At 55.7% G+C, this 15738-nt stretch carries 16 protein-coding genes; all 16 read left to right on the top strand.

The genetic code is table 11. The features are described from left to right. Window positions 1–10: 10 nt before the first annotated feature. Complete coding sequence (locus A2273_07130) at window positions 11–376, top strand: hypothetical protein (protein OGF08701.1); 366 nt, start codon at window positions 11–13, stop codon at window positions 374–376. Between the two features lie 43 nt (window positions 377–419). Then, the gene (locus A2273_07125) at window positions 420–941 is read left to right on the top strand and encodes a hypothetical protein (GenBank protein ID OGF08700.1); all 522 of its coding nucleotides are present in this window, start codon (window positions 420–422) and stop codon (window positions 939–941) included. 46 nt (window positions 942–987) lie between these two features. Beyond that, window positions 988–1398, top strand: a complete 411-nt coding sequence (locus tag A2273_07120) for a hypothetical protein (protein OGF08699.1) — start codon at window positions 988–990, stop codon at window positions 1396–1398. A 76-nt stretch (window positions 1399–1474) separates the two neighbouring features. Further along, window positions 1475–3823 carry an endopeptidase La gene (locus A2273_07115; protein OGF08698.1) on the top strand — a complete coding sequence of 783 codons (2349 nt, stop codon included), beginning with the start codon at window positions 1475–1477 and terminating at the stop codon, window positions 3821–3823. A 1-nt stretch (window position 3824) separates the two neighbouring features. Continuing rightward, window positions 3825–4841 carry a hypothetical protein gene (locus A2273_07110; protein ID OGF08697.1) on the top strand — a complete coding sequence of 339 codons (1017 nt, stop codon included), beginning with the start codon at window positions 3825–3827 and terminating at the stop codon, window positions 4839–4841. 276 nt (window positions 4842–5117) lie between these two features. After that, window positions 5118–5399, top strand: coding sequence for a hypothetical protein (locus tag A2273_07105; protein ID OGF08696.1), 282 nt, complete (start codon window positions 5118–5120; stop codon window positions 5397–5399). 510 nt (window positions 5400–5909) lie between these two features. Continuing rightward, window positions 5910–6485, top strand: a complete 576-nt coding sequence (locus A2273_07100; GenBank protein OGF08695.1) for a hypothetical protein — start codon at window positions 5910–5912, stop codon at window positions 6483–6485. A 103-nt stretch (window positions 6486–6588) separates the two neighbouring features. Further along, a complete protein-coding gene (locus tag A2273_07095) occupies window positions 6589–7110 on the top strand; it encodes a hypothetical protein (protein OGF08694.1) in 522 nt (173 codons plus the stop codon). Then, window positions 7103–7537, top strand: coding sequence for a GxxExxY protein (locus A2273_07090; GenBank protein OGF08693.1), 435 nt, complete (start codon window positions 7103–7105; stop codon window positions 7535–7537). The genes A2273_07095 and A2273_07090 overlap by 8 nt, the downstream gene beginning before the upstream one ends. A 34-nt stretch (window positions 7538–7571) precedes the next feature. Beyond that, window positions 7572–8063, top strand: a complete 492-nt coding sequence (locus tag A2273_07085; protein OGF08692.1) for a hypothetical protein — start codon at window positions 7572–7574, stop codon at window positions 8061–8063. Between the two features lie 2 nt (window positions 8064–8065). After that, window positions 8066–8596: a hypothetical protein gene (locus tag A2273_07080; protein ID OGF08691.1), complete on the top strand. Its 531-nt coding sequence runs from the start codon at window positions 8066–8068 to the stop codon at window positions 8594–8596. A 111-nt stretch (window positions 8597–8707) separates the two neighbouring features. Continuing rightward, window positions 8708–9229: a hypothetical protein gene (locus A2273_07075; protein ID OGF08690.1), complete on the top strand. Its 522-nt coding sequence runs from the start codon at window positions 8708–8710 to the stop codon at window positions 9227–9229. Window positions 9230–9315: 86 nt separating this feature from the next. Beyond that, the gene (locus A2273_07070; protein ID OGF08689.1) at window positions 9316–11568 is read left to right on the top strand and encodes a hypothetical protein; all 2253 of its coding nucleotides are present in this window, start codon (window positions 9316–9318) and stop codon (window positions 11566–11568) included. A gap of 171 nt (window positions 11569–11739) precedes the next feature. After that, window positions 11740–12189, top strand: a complete 450-nt coding sequence (locus tag A2273_07065) for a hypothetical protein (protein ID OGF08688.1) — start codon at window positions 11740–11742, stop codon at window positions 12187–12189. 27 nt (window positions 12190–12216) lie between these two features. Continuing rightward, on the top strand, window positions 12217–12582 hold the full coding sequence (locus A2273_07060) for a hypothetical protein (protein OGF08687.1): 366 nt from the start codon (window positions 12217–12219) through the stop codon (window positions 12580–12582). A 27-nt stretch (window positions 12583–12609) separates the two neighbouring features. Next, window positions 12610–15738, top strand: a complete 3129-nt coding sequence (locus tag A2273_07055; protein ID OGF08686.1) for a hypothetical protein — start codon at window positions 12610–12612, stop codon at window positions 15736–15738.

Genomic DNA, 15738 nt, shown 5'->3' with positions numbered 1-15738 from the left:
GGAGAAAAAAATGGACGCTCTCATTAAATTGATAGGGGCCAATGCCCGCCGGATCCGCAAGGCCAAGGGCATCTCCCAGCAGAAGCTGGGGGAGAAGGCTGGGTTCGATTACCGCTATATCGGCTTTATCGAACAGGCCCGGGTGAATCCCACCATCAAGACCCTGGAGAAGGTGGCCTCCGCCCTGAATGTCACGGTTCGCGACCTCTTTCCGGCAAATTCGGAAGTTGAAGCCAATAAAAAAGGGGTGCCGGCCAAGATCAGCGACCGCGAAAGGATCATCTCCATAATAATGCGGGATCTGAACAAGGCGGACAATATAAAATTGAAGCAGCTGCGCCGCATCATCAAGATCACGGTCGGCCCCAAAGTTTAGGCGGCCCCCGGGCGGCAGACGGTAAATTTTTAAGTGGTGAAAAATGATACTGGCCGAGGCCCTGGAAAAATTTAAAACCTTGGAACTGAAGATGTCCGAGGTATACCTGTGGTGTTCCATAAGCTTTGAGGACCTGGAACTCCGGCAATTCTTTGCCGACATGTCCGATGAGGAGCTGTCGCATGCCAGGGCCCTGGAAAACATCAGCCGGATCCCGGCGATCAAGGATGTCAATTTCGACATCCCGGATCTCCTTCCGGAAAGGATCGGACAAAAGATGGCCCAGACCTTCGCCCGGCTGAAACGCGAAAAAGGGCTGGATGGGATATTTCTGCTGTTGGCGGAGCTGGAGAGCAGCGAGATCAACCAGGCCTTCGACAGCATACTGCAGGGCGTCAACGATGCCAGGATCCAGCAGATGGACCATCTGAACACCAATACCAGGCGCCACATCCTGATGCTGGCCCGGCAGGCGGAAAAGCTGGGCCTGGCGGAGGATGTCCGCAACAAGATAGGCCAGATCTCCGCAACCGACCGGGATTATTTCAAGCTTTTCATTCCCTAAGGAATCGAGGAAGGAGAGAATTATGCCAAATCAACCGGTAAAAGTAATGCGGGTGTACCGCCGGGACCTGAGCGGGCTGCTGAACGACATGACCGACCAGACCCAGCCCTTTTATCTGGTGGAGGAGGAGACCCTGTGGCATCCCAACTGCGATGTATACGAGACCGACCAGGAACTGGTCATCAAGCTGGATCTGGCCGGCATCTCCAAGGATGACATCAATATCACCTTCGTCCCCGGGGCGATAGCCATCAGGGGCTCCCGGATGGACAATGCCGGGCAGGACCAGAAACGCTTCTACCACAAGATAGAGATAACCCAAGGCTGGTTCGAGAAGATAATTCACCTGCCGGAGACGGTCAGCGACAAGGTCAAGAGCTCGGTCTACAAGGACGGGATGCTGGATATCAGGATCTCCAAGGAAAAAGCCAGGACCGTGGAGATAACGATTGAATGAGCCCCGGGGGACGATCGTCCGCCATTCGTCAGGGGAAGGATCCCAAACCACAACCCAACCATTGAATAGGTATTGAATGCCCGAAGAATCCAAAGAAATAAAAATACCGGGAGAGCTTCCCATCCTGCCGCTCAAGGGGCAGGTGATCTTTCCCTATCTGATAGTCCCACTGGTCATCTCCAACGAGAAGATGATCAAGCTCACCGACGAGGCCCTGCTGGGAAACAAGATCATCGGCCTGTGCACCCAGCTGAGGCAGGATACCGACGAGCCCAAGGAGGACGAGATCTACCCGGTCGGCACCGCGGCCCTGATAATCAAGATGCTCCGGTTCCCGGATGGCAGCATCCGGATACTGGTGCAGGGGCTTAACCGGATCAAGATAACCAAATTCGTCCAGAGTGAGCCCTACCTCATGGCCAAGGTGGAGGTGCTCAAGGAGAAGGGCCGCAAGAGCATCGAGGCCGAGGCCCTGATGCGGAACGTGGTGTCCCTGTTCCAGAAGATCATCTCCCTGGCGCCCTACCTGCCGGACGAACTGCAGGCGGTCTCCCTGAACATCGAGGACAGCGGCAAGATGGCCGACCTGATCGCCTCCAACCTCAACCTGACCATCGCCGAGCGCCAGCAGATACTGGAGACCATCGATCCCAAGGATCGGCTGCAGAAGCTGATCCCGCTGCTGTCCAAGGAGCTCTCCATCCTGGAACTGGGGGACAAGATCCGGAACCAGGTCAAGACCGAGATGGACAAGGACCAGCGCGATTATTTTTTGCGGGAGCAGATGAAGGCCATTCAGCGGGAACTGGGCGAGGGCGACGAGCATTCGCTGGAGGTGGGAAATCTGCGCAAGAAAGTGGAGAAGGCGAACTTAAGCCCCGAGGCCCTGAAGGCGGCCCAGGAGGAGCTGGACCGGCTGGCCCGGATGCCACCACACGCCGCCGAGTACACCGTGTCCCGCACCTATATCGACTGGCTGGTGAAGCTTCCCTGGAGCGTCTCCACCACCGACAGCCTGGACGTGGCGGCCGCCCGTAAGATACTGGACGAGGATCATTACGACCTGGAGAAGGTCAAGGACCGGATCATCGAATATCTGGCGGTCCGCAAGCTAAAGGGGGACGCCAAGGGCCCCATCCTGTGCTTCGTGGGCCCTCCGGGGGTGGGCAAGACCTCCTTGGGCCGATCCATCGCCCGGGCCCTGGGCCGCAAATTCTACCGCATCTCGCTGGGGGGGATCCGGGACGAGGCCGAGATCCGGGGCTTCCGCCGCACCTATATCGGCTCGATGCCGGGCCGCATAATCCAGGGGCTGAAGCACACCGAGACCAACAATCCGGTGTTCATGCTGGACGAGGTGGACAAGATAGGGTTGGATTTCCGGGGCGACCCGTCAGCCGCCCTGTTGGAGGTGCTGGACCCCGAACAGAATTTCTCCTTTGCCGACCATTACCTGGATGTGCCGTTCGATCTTTCCAAGGTGATGTTCATCACCACCGCCAATGTGATGGATCCCATACCCTCGGCTCTCAAGGACCGGATGGAGGTGCTGGAATTGCCGGGCTACATCGAGGAGGAGAAACTGCACATCGCCCTGAAATATCTGGTTCCCAGGCAGATCAAGGAGAACGGCCTGACCGAGGGTCACATCAAATTCAGCGATCAATCCATCAGCCAGATAATCTCCCAGTACACCCGCGAGGCCGGGGTCAGAAACCTGGAGCGGGAGATCGCCACCATCTGCCGCAAAGTGGCCAAAGACGTGGCCTCCGGAGATAAAACCAAAAAGACCGTCACCCCCCAGAGCCTGCACAAATATCTGGGACCCCAGAAGGTGTTCCCCGAGGTGGCCGAGCGGACCGGGGAGGTGGGCATGGCCACCGGGCTGGCCTGGACCCCGGTGGGAGGGGAGATACTTTTTATCGAAGCCACCAAGATGCTTGGCAAGAAGGGCCTCAGCCTGACCGGCTCCCTGGGTGAGGTGATGAAGGAATCCGCCCAAGCCGCCCTGTCCTACATTCGGTCCAAATCCAAGATCTATAAGATAGATCCCCGTTTTTTTGAAAAATTCGATATCCACATCCACGTGCCGTCCGGAGCCATCCCCAAGGACGGGCCCTCGGCCGGGGTGACCATGGCCACCGCCCTGATCTCCCTGCTGACCGACCGGCCGGTGAAGGCCAACCTGGCCATGACCGGCGAGATCACCCTGAGAGGAAAGGTGATGCCGGTGGGCGGCATCAAGGAGAAGGTGATCGCCGCCAAAAGAGCCGGCATCAGGGAGATCATCATGCCGGAGCAGAACCGGAAGGACCTGGAGGAGGTGCCGGATCATGTGCGGAAGAATCTGAAATTCCATTTTGTCAGTAACATCGAAAGCGTGGCCCAAATAGCCTTCGGGCCGAAGATCCGGAAAGGCAGATGAATTGACTCTGTTCACCGCCCTGGCCATAAGCCTGTCCCGGCGCTACGGCCGCCAAAAGCCGGTGGATTTCACCGGGGTTCTTAAAAAGCCCGGCAGGATCCTGTGCTTTCCGGCCCAGGACGACGGCGAACTGCTGTGCGCCGTTCCGGCCATCCGGGCCCTGCGCAAGCATTACCGGGACAGTCTGATCGCTCTGCTGATCGACGAGGACAAGCGCGGGCTGTGGCATTTTGACAACGAGGTGGACGAGGTGATAGATTTCCGCCCCCGGCTGATCGACGGCCTGGCCTCCAGGGAATTCCGCCGGCTGAAGAAGATATTCCGCCAGCGCCGGTTCGACCTGCTGCTGGACCTGAACTACCGCCCCAGTGAGCAGTTGTCATACCTTTTCTTCCGCTCCGGGATAACGGTGCGGTGCGGCCAGGAGACCGGACGGGATTATCCCCTTAAAAATTTCATCATCAAAGCCGGGACCCTTTCGGCTGACGAGGTGGTCCGCAGTCTGGACATAATAAAACCCTTGGGGGCCCAGGTGTCGGGGCATCATCCAGCCTGGCCCAAGCTGGTGGGGCTGGAGGGTAAAAGGGAGTTCCGGGAAAGGCTCAAGGAGGAGGGCCTGAAAAAAGGCCAGGCGGTGCTGGCCCTGGACGGAAGCCATTGGAGGAGGAGCAACTTTGAAAAGATTTTAAGGACCCTGGCTAAAGATCCCCTGCTCAAACTGATCGTGATAAACCCCGATGGTAAAATGCCCCAGCAGGTCCTGAAAGGGCAGACGGTGATGAACTCGCCATCATCGGCCGAAACGGCCGAGGCCCTGTCGCAGGCCCGGGGCTTTATCGGCTCCAAGAACGACGTCTTTTCCATAGCCTATATGCTCAAGGTGCCCAGCCTGATCACCGCCCGGCCCCGCAGCCGCGGACTTCCCCTGGCGGGGGAATTGCTGCAGATCCGGCACGATAAGATGCCCTTCGAGATCAGCGACCAGGAGCTGGCTATTTTCCTGCAAAAAATATTTTAAAATTCCTATTGACAAACACCGCTCCGAAATTGTATCATAATGCTATGCCAATCTTTGAGTTTGAATGCAGCAGGTGTAATCATAAATTTGAACAGCTGATGCGCCTCTCGGAAAGCAGACCCGCCTGCCCGGATTGCGGCAGCGCCCAGACAGAAAAGATGTTTTCCACCTTCGGCTGCAAAACCGAGAGGGGTTTCGTTTCGGCCGGAAAATCCGGAGGATGCGGCGGATGTTCATCTCATAATTGTTCCAGTTGTAACTAAGGAGGGTTCACAAATGACTAAGGCTGATCTGGTGAAGTTGGTTTGCGATAAAACCGGGGTTACCCAGCGGGATGCCAAGATCGTGGTCGATTCCTTTCTGGACGTCATCACCCTGACATTGAGCGAGGGCAAGAACATCGAGATCAGGGGATTCGGACGTTTCAAGGTCAAGGAGCGCAAACCCCGGCTGGCCCGCAATCCCAGGCGCCCCACCGAGACGGTCCAGATACCTGCCAGGTTGGTCCCCATATTCCAGCCTTCCAACGAGCTGAAGGCCCAGGTTTCCAAGAAGTAAAAAATAATTAAATATGATAAATCAGAAGGAGGTTTGCAATTTAAATGCCTTGCGGTAAGAAAAAGAAGAAACACAAGATAGCGACCCATAAGCGCAAAAAACGACTGAGAGCCAACCGGCACAAGAAGAAATTGCGTTAGAGCTTTATGGCTATTCCCTTTGGGAATAGCCATTTTTATTTTTACCGTTGCCGTCATGAAAATTAAACGAACAGATCAATACCGCTGGCGGATACCCCGGGCCGGCTGGTGCAGCAGACCTGGGGCTTAACCGGCATTTCGCAATGAGGTGGCGGGTGCGTCATAGATAGGAAGACAAAACATATGGCCGGCGAGGCGAAGCGACCCAATAAACGAAATCGCATAGTGTCTTGGTGACCTGGTGAGAGGAAAAATTGATTGATTTCAATCTATATATAATACTTGACTTTTTAGTCCGGTTGCGATAATATATTGCCATTGAAATCAACAACCGAACAATAACAACCAAACAACATTAAGGAGTTCCGTCATGAAGAAAATGGCTCTGGTTCTGGTGGCCCTGGTTGCCTTGGGTTCCCTGTCATTCGCCCAGAAGGGCGCAATGTCCATCGGGGGCGATGTGGGTCTGTTCATGCCCACCGGCGATATGGGTGATCTTCTATCCATGGGCTTCGGCATCTGCCCGACCTTCCAATATGGGATGAACGAAAAACTGGCCATCACCGGAACAGTCGGTTATGTGATGTGGGGCGCCAAGGAGGAGATATTGGGCCTGGAGACCAGCTTTACCGACATGCCGATCAAGGCCGGGGCCAAATATTATTTCGGCGAGGGTAAGATGAAGCCCTACGGGTTGGGTGAGTTTGGTTTCCACATGTTGAAAGCCAACGTTAAAGGCACAATTGATATGGGATGGCTGGGGACTTACGAAGTTGACGAGTCCGTCAGTTCCACAGAGATAGGCATCTCCTTCGGCGCCGGTTTCGAAATGCCGATGAACGAGAAGATGGCCCTGAACGTCCTGGCCCAGTACGAGTCGATAATGGATGAAGAGTCATTCGGCAACATCGTCATCAAGGCCGGGATCAAATACGATCTCAAGTAGAACAAAAGGTTTAAGCCCCGCCAAGGCGGGGCTTTTTTGTTTTAAACCATACCGTATAAGCACAAGTCTAATCTATTGAATATCAACCATGCCTGAATCCTTAATGAATGCCATACAAGAAGTTAAAGCCGGAAATACCAGCTCTTTCAATGAGATCATTCGGGCTCATCAGCAGGGCATCTATCGGCTATGCTACCGTCTTACCGGCAACATCGAGGATGCCAAGGACCTCACCCAGGAGGTGTTCATCAAGGCCTTAAAGGGCATTGGATCGTTCAGGGGGGAGAGCGACATCAGAACCTGGCTCTACCGGATAGCCATCAACACCGGCTCCACCTGGCGCAAGAAGAACCTCAATCAGCCCCTTTCTTTTGAAGTGACCGGAGAGATAGCCGACAGCAGGTCCCGTGACGTTCTTTTACAAAGAAAGATTTCCGAGGCGGTGGATGCACTGCCTTACAAGCAAAGATCGGTTTTCGTGATGCATCACTACCAGGGATACAAGCACGATGAGATCGCCAGGATCACCGACCGGTCCCTGGGAAGCGTCAAGGCCAATTATTTTCAGGCGGTCCAGAAGCTGAAGGGTAAGCTGAAAGATTTTGTGGAGTACGGAAATGAATGACCAATTGAGATCATCTCACAAAGGCACAGAGACACCAAGGGACTTTTCTGAAAATGAGATTGGGCAAATCATTGTTGATACGGCAGTAAAGTTGCATAAAAAGCTGGGGCCGGGATTGTTGGAAACGGTATATGAAGTCATATTGGCCTACGAACTTGAGCAACAAAACTTAACGGTCAAACGACAGGTTATAGTACCGATAGAATACAACGGCCTTAAGTTTGATGAAGGGTTTTGTGCCGACATGGTAATAAACGACAAAGTCATCATAGAATTAAAATATGTTGAAATGTTAAACAACGCCCATAAGAAGCAAGTGTTGACCTATTTGCGGTTAACCGGGAAAAAGTTGGGATACCTTTTAAATTTCGGCGAGGCATTGATGAAAAACGGAATAGTCCGGGTGATAAACGGAAACCTGAAATAACCTTTGCGCCTTGGTGGCTTAGTGAGAGGAAATTATGGAACAAATAAATAAAATACCAACCGATCTGGAATTGTCCGCAGTTCTGGACAAGTGGCAGGTGGAGATGCCCGATCCGCAGTTCTTTATCAACCTGCCGGCCGTGATCCAGCAGACCGCCCTGAAACCGGCCAAGCCTTGGTGGAGTGCCGTCCTTGCCCCCATGCCGGTAACATCCTTTGTTATGGCTGCCGCCCTGGCGTTCGGAATAGCAATGATCAGTTCCCGGATATCGTCCGACAACAGGATCTCTTTGACGGCGGCCCACTGGGCTTCGGAGAATTACGGCTGGTCAAATATAGATGAAGCCTTGGAAGCGGTGGCCGAGGATATCCCGGTCTCTCAGAACAACTCCCACGAGAAATATCTTTCCACCCTGCAGAAGGGGACCTATCTCTACGGGACGGATAATGCCGCCCAGCTGCTGGATGAACTGTCCGAAACCGAAATGGAGTATATCCTTTCGGAACTGCAGAATACAAGGAGCTGAAAATGATAAAAACAATGTTGATGCTGTTCCTGCTGTTTACATCCCTGCCGGCCATGGGCCAGACCAGGATGACGGTCATGCTCCAGGAGTACGACAGCCTGTGCCCCCCGGAATGCCCGCCGCCGCCCGAGCATCGGGAACGCAGGATGCTGGAGGCGGTGAGGGTGACCCGGATGACCGAAATGCTGAAGCTTTCCAACCAGCAGATATCCAAGTTCTTCCCCAAACTCAAACAGATGGAGGAGGATCAGCGGGAGGTGCGCCGGAAACACCGGGCGCTGGTGGCCCAGCTTGAAGACCTGATGATCAGGAAAGCCAAGGATCAAGAGCTGAAAGTCAAGCTGGATTCCCTTGACAAGCTCCAGAAGGAGACCATAAAGAACATGGAGAAGGTCCACCAGGAGCTGGATGCCATGCTTACCGTTCAGCAGCGGGCCATGTGGAGGATCTTCGACCAGAACTTTGACGAGGAGATCCGCCAGATGGTGATCCAGGTCAAGGAGAAAAGATACCGCCGGGTGAGGCAGCAATAAACCCCACCCAAGCGCCAACTCCCGGAGAAAGATTAAACCTTTGGACCGCCGGTGCGGTCCAATCAGCAAACAACAGCAGAAAACAATAACCATAAAACCAAAGGAGAACCAATGAAAAAAGTAATCCTGTTGATGGTGCCGGCCCTGATGCTGGCGGCCAGCGCCATGGCCCAGTGCCCCGGCGGCGGGGAGAAGAACATCCGGATCGAGAAGCGCATCGAAAGGGATGGGCATGGTATGATGAATGAAGGCCGGGGGATGGGCCGGGGGCAATGGTGGGAGAATCCCGTGATCGCCAAGGAGATCGGTTTGACCGAAGCCCAGGCAAAAAAGATCGACGACATGGCCACCGCTCAACGCAAAGAGACCATCAAAATGAACGCCGACCTGAAGATCGCCAAAATAGAGCTGCAGGATCTGTTTGACGAAGTGGGAAACGAGGGGGCCATCAGAAAAAAGGCGGCCGAGGTCTCCAAACTGCAGGAGAAGATCTATAACGCCCGCATCGAGCATCGCCTGGCCATGAACAAAGTGCTGACCGCCGAACAGCAGAAGAAGATGAAATCCATCAAACCGGGGATGATGAAGAGGGCCATGGTCAAAGATGATTGCGACGGCTGCGACAAGAAATAAAAATAACCGGTTTATAAATGGGATGCCTTCAGGGCATCCCATTTTTTTATTGACAGCCGCTATGGGTTGTGATATTCTGTTATGCTATGAAGCGCAAATGGTTAAAATACGAGAGGGAGACCCGCCTGGCCGGTTTTCTGCTGGTAATGATCTTGGCGGTGGTGAACCTGGCTTCGATTTTAATGCTCAACCACTCGGTCAGACAATACCGCCGGCAGATGGAGGGGCATTTGGCGGCCACCGCCCGGCTGGCAGCGGAAAGCTATCGGGGAAACCCGGATATTTCAGGGGACAGCATCGAGGCCAAGTGGTCGGCCCTGGCCAGCATCTCCGGCGTCAGCGCCATCGGCCTGGCCGACAGCAACGGCCGGTGGGTGGCGGCCAGCAACCGGTATTTATTGGAAGCCTACCTTTTCCCGGCCGTGACCGACACCGAACCGGCGGCCAGTTGGGGGAAATTGACCCCCGGCAGAATGGCCTACCACCCCAGCCAGGACTACGGATTTGTCAACTATTCCCTCAGGGAGGGCCTGGCGGGAAACATCCTGATCATGCTGGCCCCGGCCGGTTTGCTGCCTTCGCTGGAATCCGGCGCCCGGATGCAAAATATCTGGTCGGCCGTGATCTTTCCGGCCGTATTGATAGGACTGTTTCTGTATCTGCGGCTGATATTCAATCCCTTCCGGAGCATGGCCCGGCTGGCCCGGGATAACTCCGGGGGGCAGATCCCTTCCGGCTCCGATGTGGAGCTGGTGATGGATAGCTATCAGGGGATGATCTCTGAACTGAGGCGGAAGGGGCGGGACCTGAACGAGCTGTATGTCCAGGAGCGGGAACGGGCCGACGACCTGGAACAGTTCAGCCGGCAGATATTGGCCAGCGTGGACAAGGGCATCATCAGCATTGACAATGCCGGGAAAATGCTGGCCTGCAATCCTGCGGCCCGGGACATCTTCGGTATCGCGGCTATTGAATCCTGCTCCGAAATATTCAGCTGCCAGGAACTGGAATCCATCGGCCGGGGCGCCCGGCTGATGATCAAGGAACTGGAAAGCCCCGCCGGCCGGGCCAGAACCATTCAGGTGGAGATCAGCGAGCTGAAAAATTCCAGCGGACAAAAGATGGGGAAGAACCTGGTGGTGACGGACATTACCGATGTCCAGAGGATGGAGGAATTGGAGGATATTTCCGAGAAGTCGGCCCTGTTGGAAAGCGCCTCCCAGAACCTTCTGGCCAAGATACAACCGGGCCTGCAGGAGATAAAACAATCGTTGGAGAATTCCTCCAACAAAACCGTCGGTCTGCAATTGGAAAAACTGGAGAGGTTGATCTCCGATTACGGCCAGTATTTCAGTTATCGGGACCAAATAAGCGATCGGCCGAAATCGCCGGATATCGTCTTTGCCTCGGCGGCCATGCAGGAAGCATTGAACCTGGCGGCCAAAGTGGCGCCGGCCGACAGCACGGTGATGATAACCGGGGACAGCGGCACCGGAAAGGAGCTGATCGCCAGGGAGGTTCACCGCCTGAGCCCCCGATCGGGGAAACCTTTTATCACCATCAACTGCGCGGCCCTGCCGGAAAATCTTTTAGAATCTGAGCTGTTCGGCTATGTCAAGGGCGCCTTTACCGGGGCCGGACGCGATAAGCCCGGCCTGCTGAGAGTGGCCGAGGGCGGCAGTTTCTTTCTGGACGAGATCGGGGAACTCCCCCTGGGCCTGCAGCCCAAGATCCTGCGGGCCATCCAGGAGAAGGAGATCACGCCGGTGGGCGGCGCCAAAAGCATGAAGATCGACCTCCGGCTGATAGCCGCCAGCAACCAGGACCTGGCCAGGATGGTGGCCGATGGGAAATTCAGGCAGGACCTGTTCTACCGGCTGAATGTTTTTCCCATCAACCTGGCGCCGCTGGCCCGGCGTCCTGATGATATCGAGCCATTGGCCTACCATTTTCTGAAAAAATACAACCTTAAAAACAAAAAGAAGATCGAAGACATCGATAGCGGGGCTCTGGCCGCCTTAAAGAAATACCGCTGGCCGGGCAACGTCAGGGAACTGGAGAACGCCATCGAGAGGGCCCTGCTGGTGGCCCGGGGCCGGAGAATAAGCCTGGAGGACCTGAACATCGTGCTGCCGGCCGATGACGAAATCGAAACAAACGATGGAAGCGCCGGTTTAATGTCGGTTTCGGCCAGGGCGGCGGCCAGGGCCGAGGCCGAACTGATCGAAAAGGTGCTGGCCCAGACCGGCGGCAATAAAAGCCAGGCCGCCCGCCGGCTGCAGATAAGCTACCGGGTGATGCTGAAAAAGATTAAGGATTACGGCCTGGACAAGGCCTAGGATTGTTACCGGCCGGGCAAGACTGTTACCTCAGGGTAACAATATTTCCGGGGGATGGCAGGTTGTCTAAAAAACTACCTGATCTGCATTATCTTGTCATGCAACAGGTTAAATGGCTGACAGCGGGAATGGCATTAATATTGCTTATAAATATATGGTGGAGGTAGAAAAATGAAAAGGAATGGTTTTACCCTGATCGAGCTGATGGTGGTTATCGTGGTCATCGGCATTCTGGCCGGCCTGACTGTGCCGGGCCTGGTGCGCAACCTGCCCTTCAGAAGGATCAAGGACGCCAGGGCCCAGCTGGTGGGGGATCTCAACCTTATCCGGCAGATGGCCATGAGCCGTGACATCCATTACGGGTTGGGGGTGATCAACAGCCGGCAGTACCGGATCTTCATCGATACCAGCACCCCCAGGAACGGCGCCTACGATTCCGGGGAGGCCATCATCAAGACCAACACCCTGCCAACTTCCGTCAGCTTCAACAGCACCTCTTTCACCATCGGCTTCAACCCCTCGGGGATGGTGAACAACAGCTCCATCAACCCGCTGATAGTGAGCATCGCCAACGGGACGGTGGACACCATCCTGATCATGCAATCGGGCAGCATCTTTTAATTTTCTATATATAAAGGAACGACGATCATGAACCAAAAAGGACTGAGCATCACCGAGCTGATGGTGTCCATCACCATATTGGCCATAATCCTGCTGGGGATAGCCCAGCTGTTTCCCCGGGGGCTGGGATATACCACCCAGGCCAGACTGATGTCCAAGGCCACCAGTTTGGCCCAGGCCAAGGCCGAGGAGATGGAGCGGCTGCCCAAAACCGATCCCGACCTGACAGCCGGCACCCACAGCGAGAACATAGAGGTCTTCACCCGCACCTGGGTAATAACCGACAGTCTTCCCATGCGGAGGGTAAAAAGGGCCCGGATAGGGGTCACCTGGAACACCGCTCCCGGGGTCCTGGACAGCGTAGGGGTCACGGTCTACTTATACAAACCCTGAAAATACATTTATAATAGAGGTGCAATAATGAATAAAAAAGGGTTCTCCCTGGCCGAGCTGATGGTGGCCATCACCATCCTGGGCATCATCATGGCCGGAGTGGTGATGGTGATGATCAACAGCGACCGGGCCAAGCGCAAGAACGACATGATCATCGAGGCCCAGCAGCAGGGCGGGGCGGCCCTGGAGATGCTGGTGCGGGACATCAGGACCTCCGGCTACGGCATCCCCATGGAGAGCGACCAGCCGGTGATAGCCTATGCCACGCCCTTCGAGATCATATTCAACAGCAACCTCAACCCCTGGCCCGACAGCCTGGGCCAGAAACAGCCCCGGGCCTACGACCCCAATGTCAATCCCACCTGCCCCAATTACAGCGTGGGCATTCAGTACGGCGCCGGGGTGGAGACCTACCGCTATACCTTCGATTCCGACAACAGCGGAACCTTTGCCGCGGCCGACCGGGCGGACGACGTCTTTGAACGCAAGACGATAAACCCCAACGATGTGGTCCTTCTGCGACAAGCTTACGGCAAGATGGATGACAACACCAATAATGTCTATCCCACCCGCAACTTCAACATCGCCCTGGTGCGGGGCCCGGCCAGCGCCACCGACACCTCTGTGATCCCCATGTTCCAGTACTGGTACCGCAATACCTCCGGCGTCCTGCAGCTGGTAGGGGACAGCAACGGGGATACGGTGCTGACCGGTAACGAGCGGCTGTTCGCCAATCCCAGCACCGCCATCATTTCCAGCATTGAACTGATCACCATCACCGTCACCACCGAGACCCGGTCGCCGGTGGATGGCAACCGGTACCGCCGGGTGACGGTCTCCACCACCACCAACCTGGCCAACGTGCCCAACACCACGGCTAAATATAGCATAACCGGCAAACTAGTGGTGGACGGCAGCGGCACCTTCATACAAGGAGGCAAGGTATATTTGAACACCGGCGCACTGCAGACCTCCGTTTCTGACGGGACTTATAATTTTGCGGTGGAGGCCGGCTCCTATACGGTGATGCCGGAAAAACTTTTTCAGTATTCCGGAACCTACTATGTGCTGAAGAATCCCCAGGATTCAGGGGTGACCGTCACCACCAGCGACATCACCGATGTCGATTTCCGCTATGTGTCCATAGCCAGCGGGGCCATGGGGGCCATTGGCGGCAAGGTCTATAACGATACCCTGGACACCATTGGCGGACTCACCGTCGGGGAGCGCGGCATAACCGGGGTGATCGTTTCGGCCAGCGGCAAGGCGGCGGTGGCTGATTCCACCACCATTGCTTTGAGCACCACCACCGACGCCCTGGGTGATTATAGCTTCGCCCTGCCCCGCGGCATATTTACCATTACCGAGACCGATTCGGTGGGCTATTTTTCCACCACCCCCAACACGGTGGTGGATACCATCTCGGCGGACGGCGAGAACGACCTGAGCGTCAATTTCGGGGACTCCAAGGCGGCCGCCGGGGCCATCAATATCATCGTATGGAAGGATGCCGACAAGGATACCCTCCGGGATTCCACCGAAGCGTTATTGCCCAACGTGTTCTGTGCGGTTTTCAATTCCAACAGCGGCAATATTGTGGCCAGCGGCCGGACCGACGGCACCGGAAAGTTCTTCGCCTATGTGCCGGGAGACTCGATCTATACTGTCATGGAGATCGACCCCGATTCCATGGTCTCCACCTGCGCCCTGTCCAGGACCATGGGCGATTCCACCAGCTGGGTGCGCTCCGCTGATTTCAACAAAATATCCAACCTGTCCGTCCCCAAGGACAGCACCAGGTATGTCATGTTCGGAGACGTGCCGGGCTTCGTGGCCATAGCCCTGGGGCAGACCGAAAAAGTGCTGTCGCTGGCCACCCCCAACTGCGAGGAATACAAGAACCCGCCGGGGGCCAAGGCCAATCCCCAATCGGCCTACGCCGACAATGACATCGTGCTGGGCACGGTCAACAGCGCCGGACTGATCTCCAACCTGCTGGTGTGGTATAACCGTTTCGGCAGCCCGGATACTACGCCCAACGCGTTGTTCCCGGCCAATTATGACAGATCATATAACCTCAGCTATGACATCACCGCCCTGGCCACCGGCGATCTGGACAATCCCAGCATAACGGATGATGTCATCTGCGGGCTGGTCAAGAATACCAGCGGTTATAATATCTCGGTGGGATTGACCCACGATGGCGGCGGATCCGGAGTTAACAAGGATACTTTGAAGGGCCTTCTCAGGTATTCGGTAAGAAACTATTCTACTTTTGGAGGGAGCGCTAACGAAACCGTATTGGCGCTGGCCACCGGCGGTCTGACCAACTCCAACGAGGTGGATTTCGTGGTGGGCACCAAGGATGATGAGAACCTGGGGCATATTGAGATCTGGAGGAACCGGACCGGGGACACCACCGGGATATTCGACCGGGATACGGTGATGTACCACGCCGGCACCGGGGTCAATATCGGTGAGGTCCATTCGATCTATCTGGCCGACGTGGTGGACAGCACCGGGAGCGTAGGAAACGACGTGCCGAAATTTTACCAGGACCTGATAATAGGCACCAAGACCGGGAGCTATCCCAGCTACAGCGGGCAGTTGATCATATTTCGGCGCAAGGGATTCAACCGAAGGTTCGAACTACAACGGTGCTACAACATCACCGACGGCTACATAAATTCCGTGGCGGCCTACCTGTCGGGCCATTCAGGACTGCTGGATATCGTCTGCGGGTTGAGGGTCCTGGGAAGCGCCGAGGACGATTATCGCGGCCGGATAGACCTGTGGTTCAACAACGGCAACGGCACGTTCGGGGCATCAAACGCTCCGAACCAGACCCTGGACGTTTACGGCGAGGTGCTGGCCCTGGCCACCGGCCAGTTCAACGGCGACAACATCAACGATATCGCCTTCGGGGTCAAGATCGAGGAATTTATGGGCGGCACCCGCCTGGCGCAATGCTCGGCCGGCCAGCTGCCCAGTAGCTACAGCGACCTGTTCGGGGGGCAGTACACCGGAGAGGTGGTCACGGTCAATGCCGCTCCCTTGCGGCCGACTCACACCAAACCCGATATCATAGTGGGCGAGAGGTTCGAAGATGGCGGTGTGGGCTATGGACGGGTGATCATATATTTCAACACTAATTAA

Source organism: Candidatus Edwardsbacteria bacterium RifOxyA12_full_54_48 (assembly GCA_001777915.1).
GTDB lineage: Bacteria > Edwardsbacteria > AC1 > AC1 > EtOH8 > UBA2226.
This window is presented reverse-complemented; position numbering and strand designations above follow the sequence as displayed.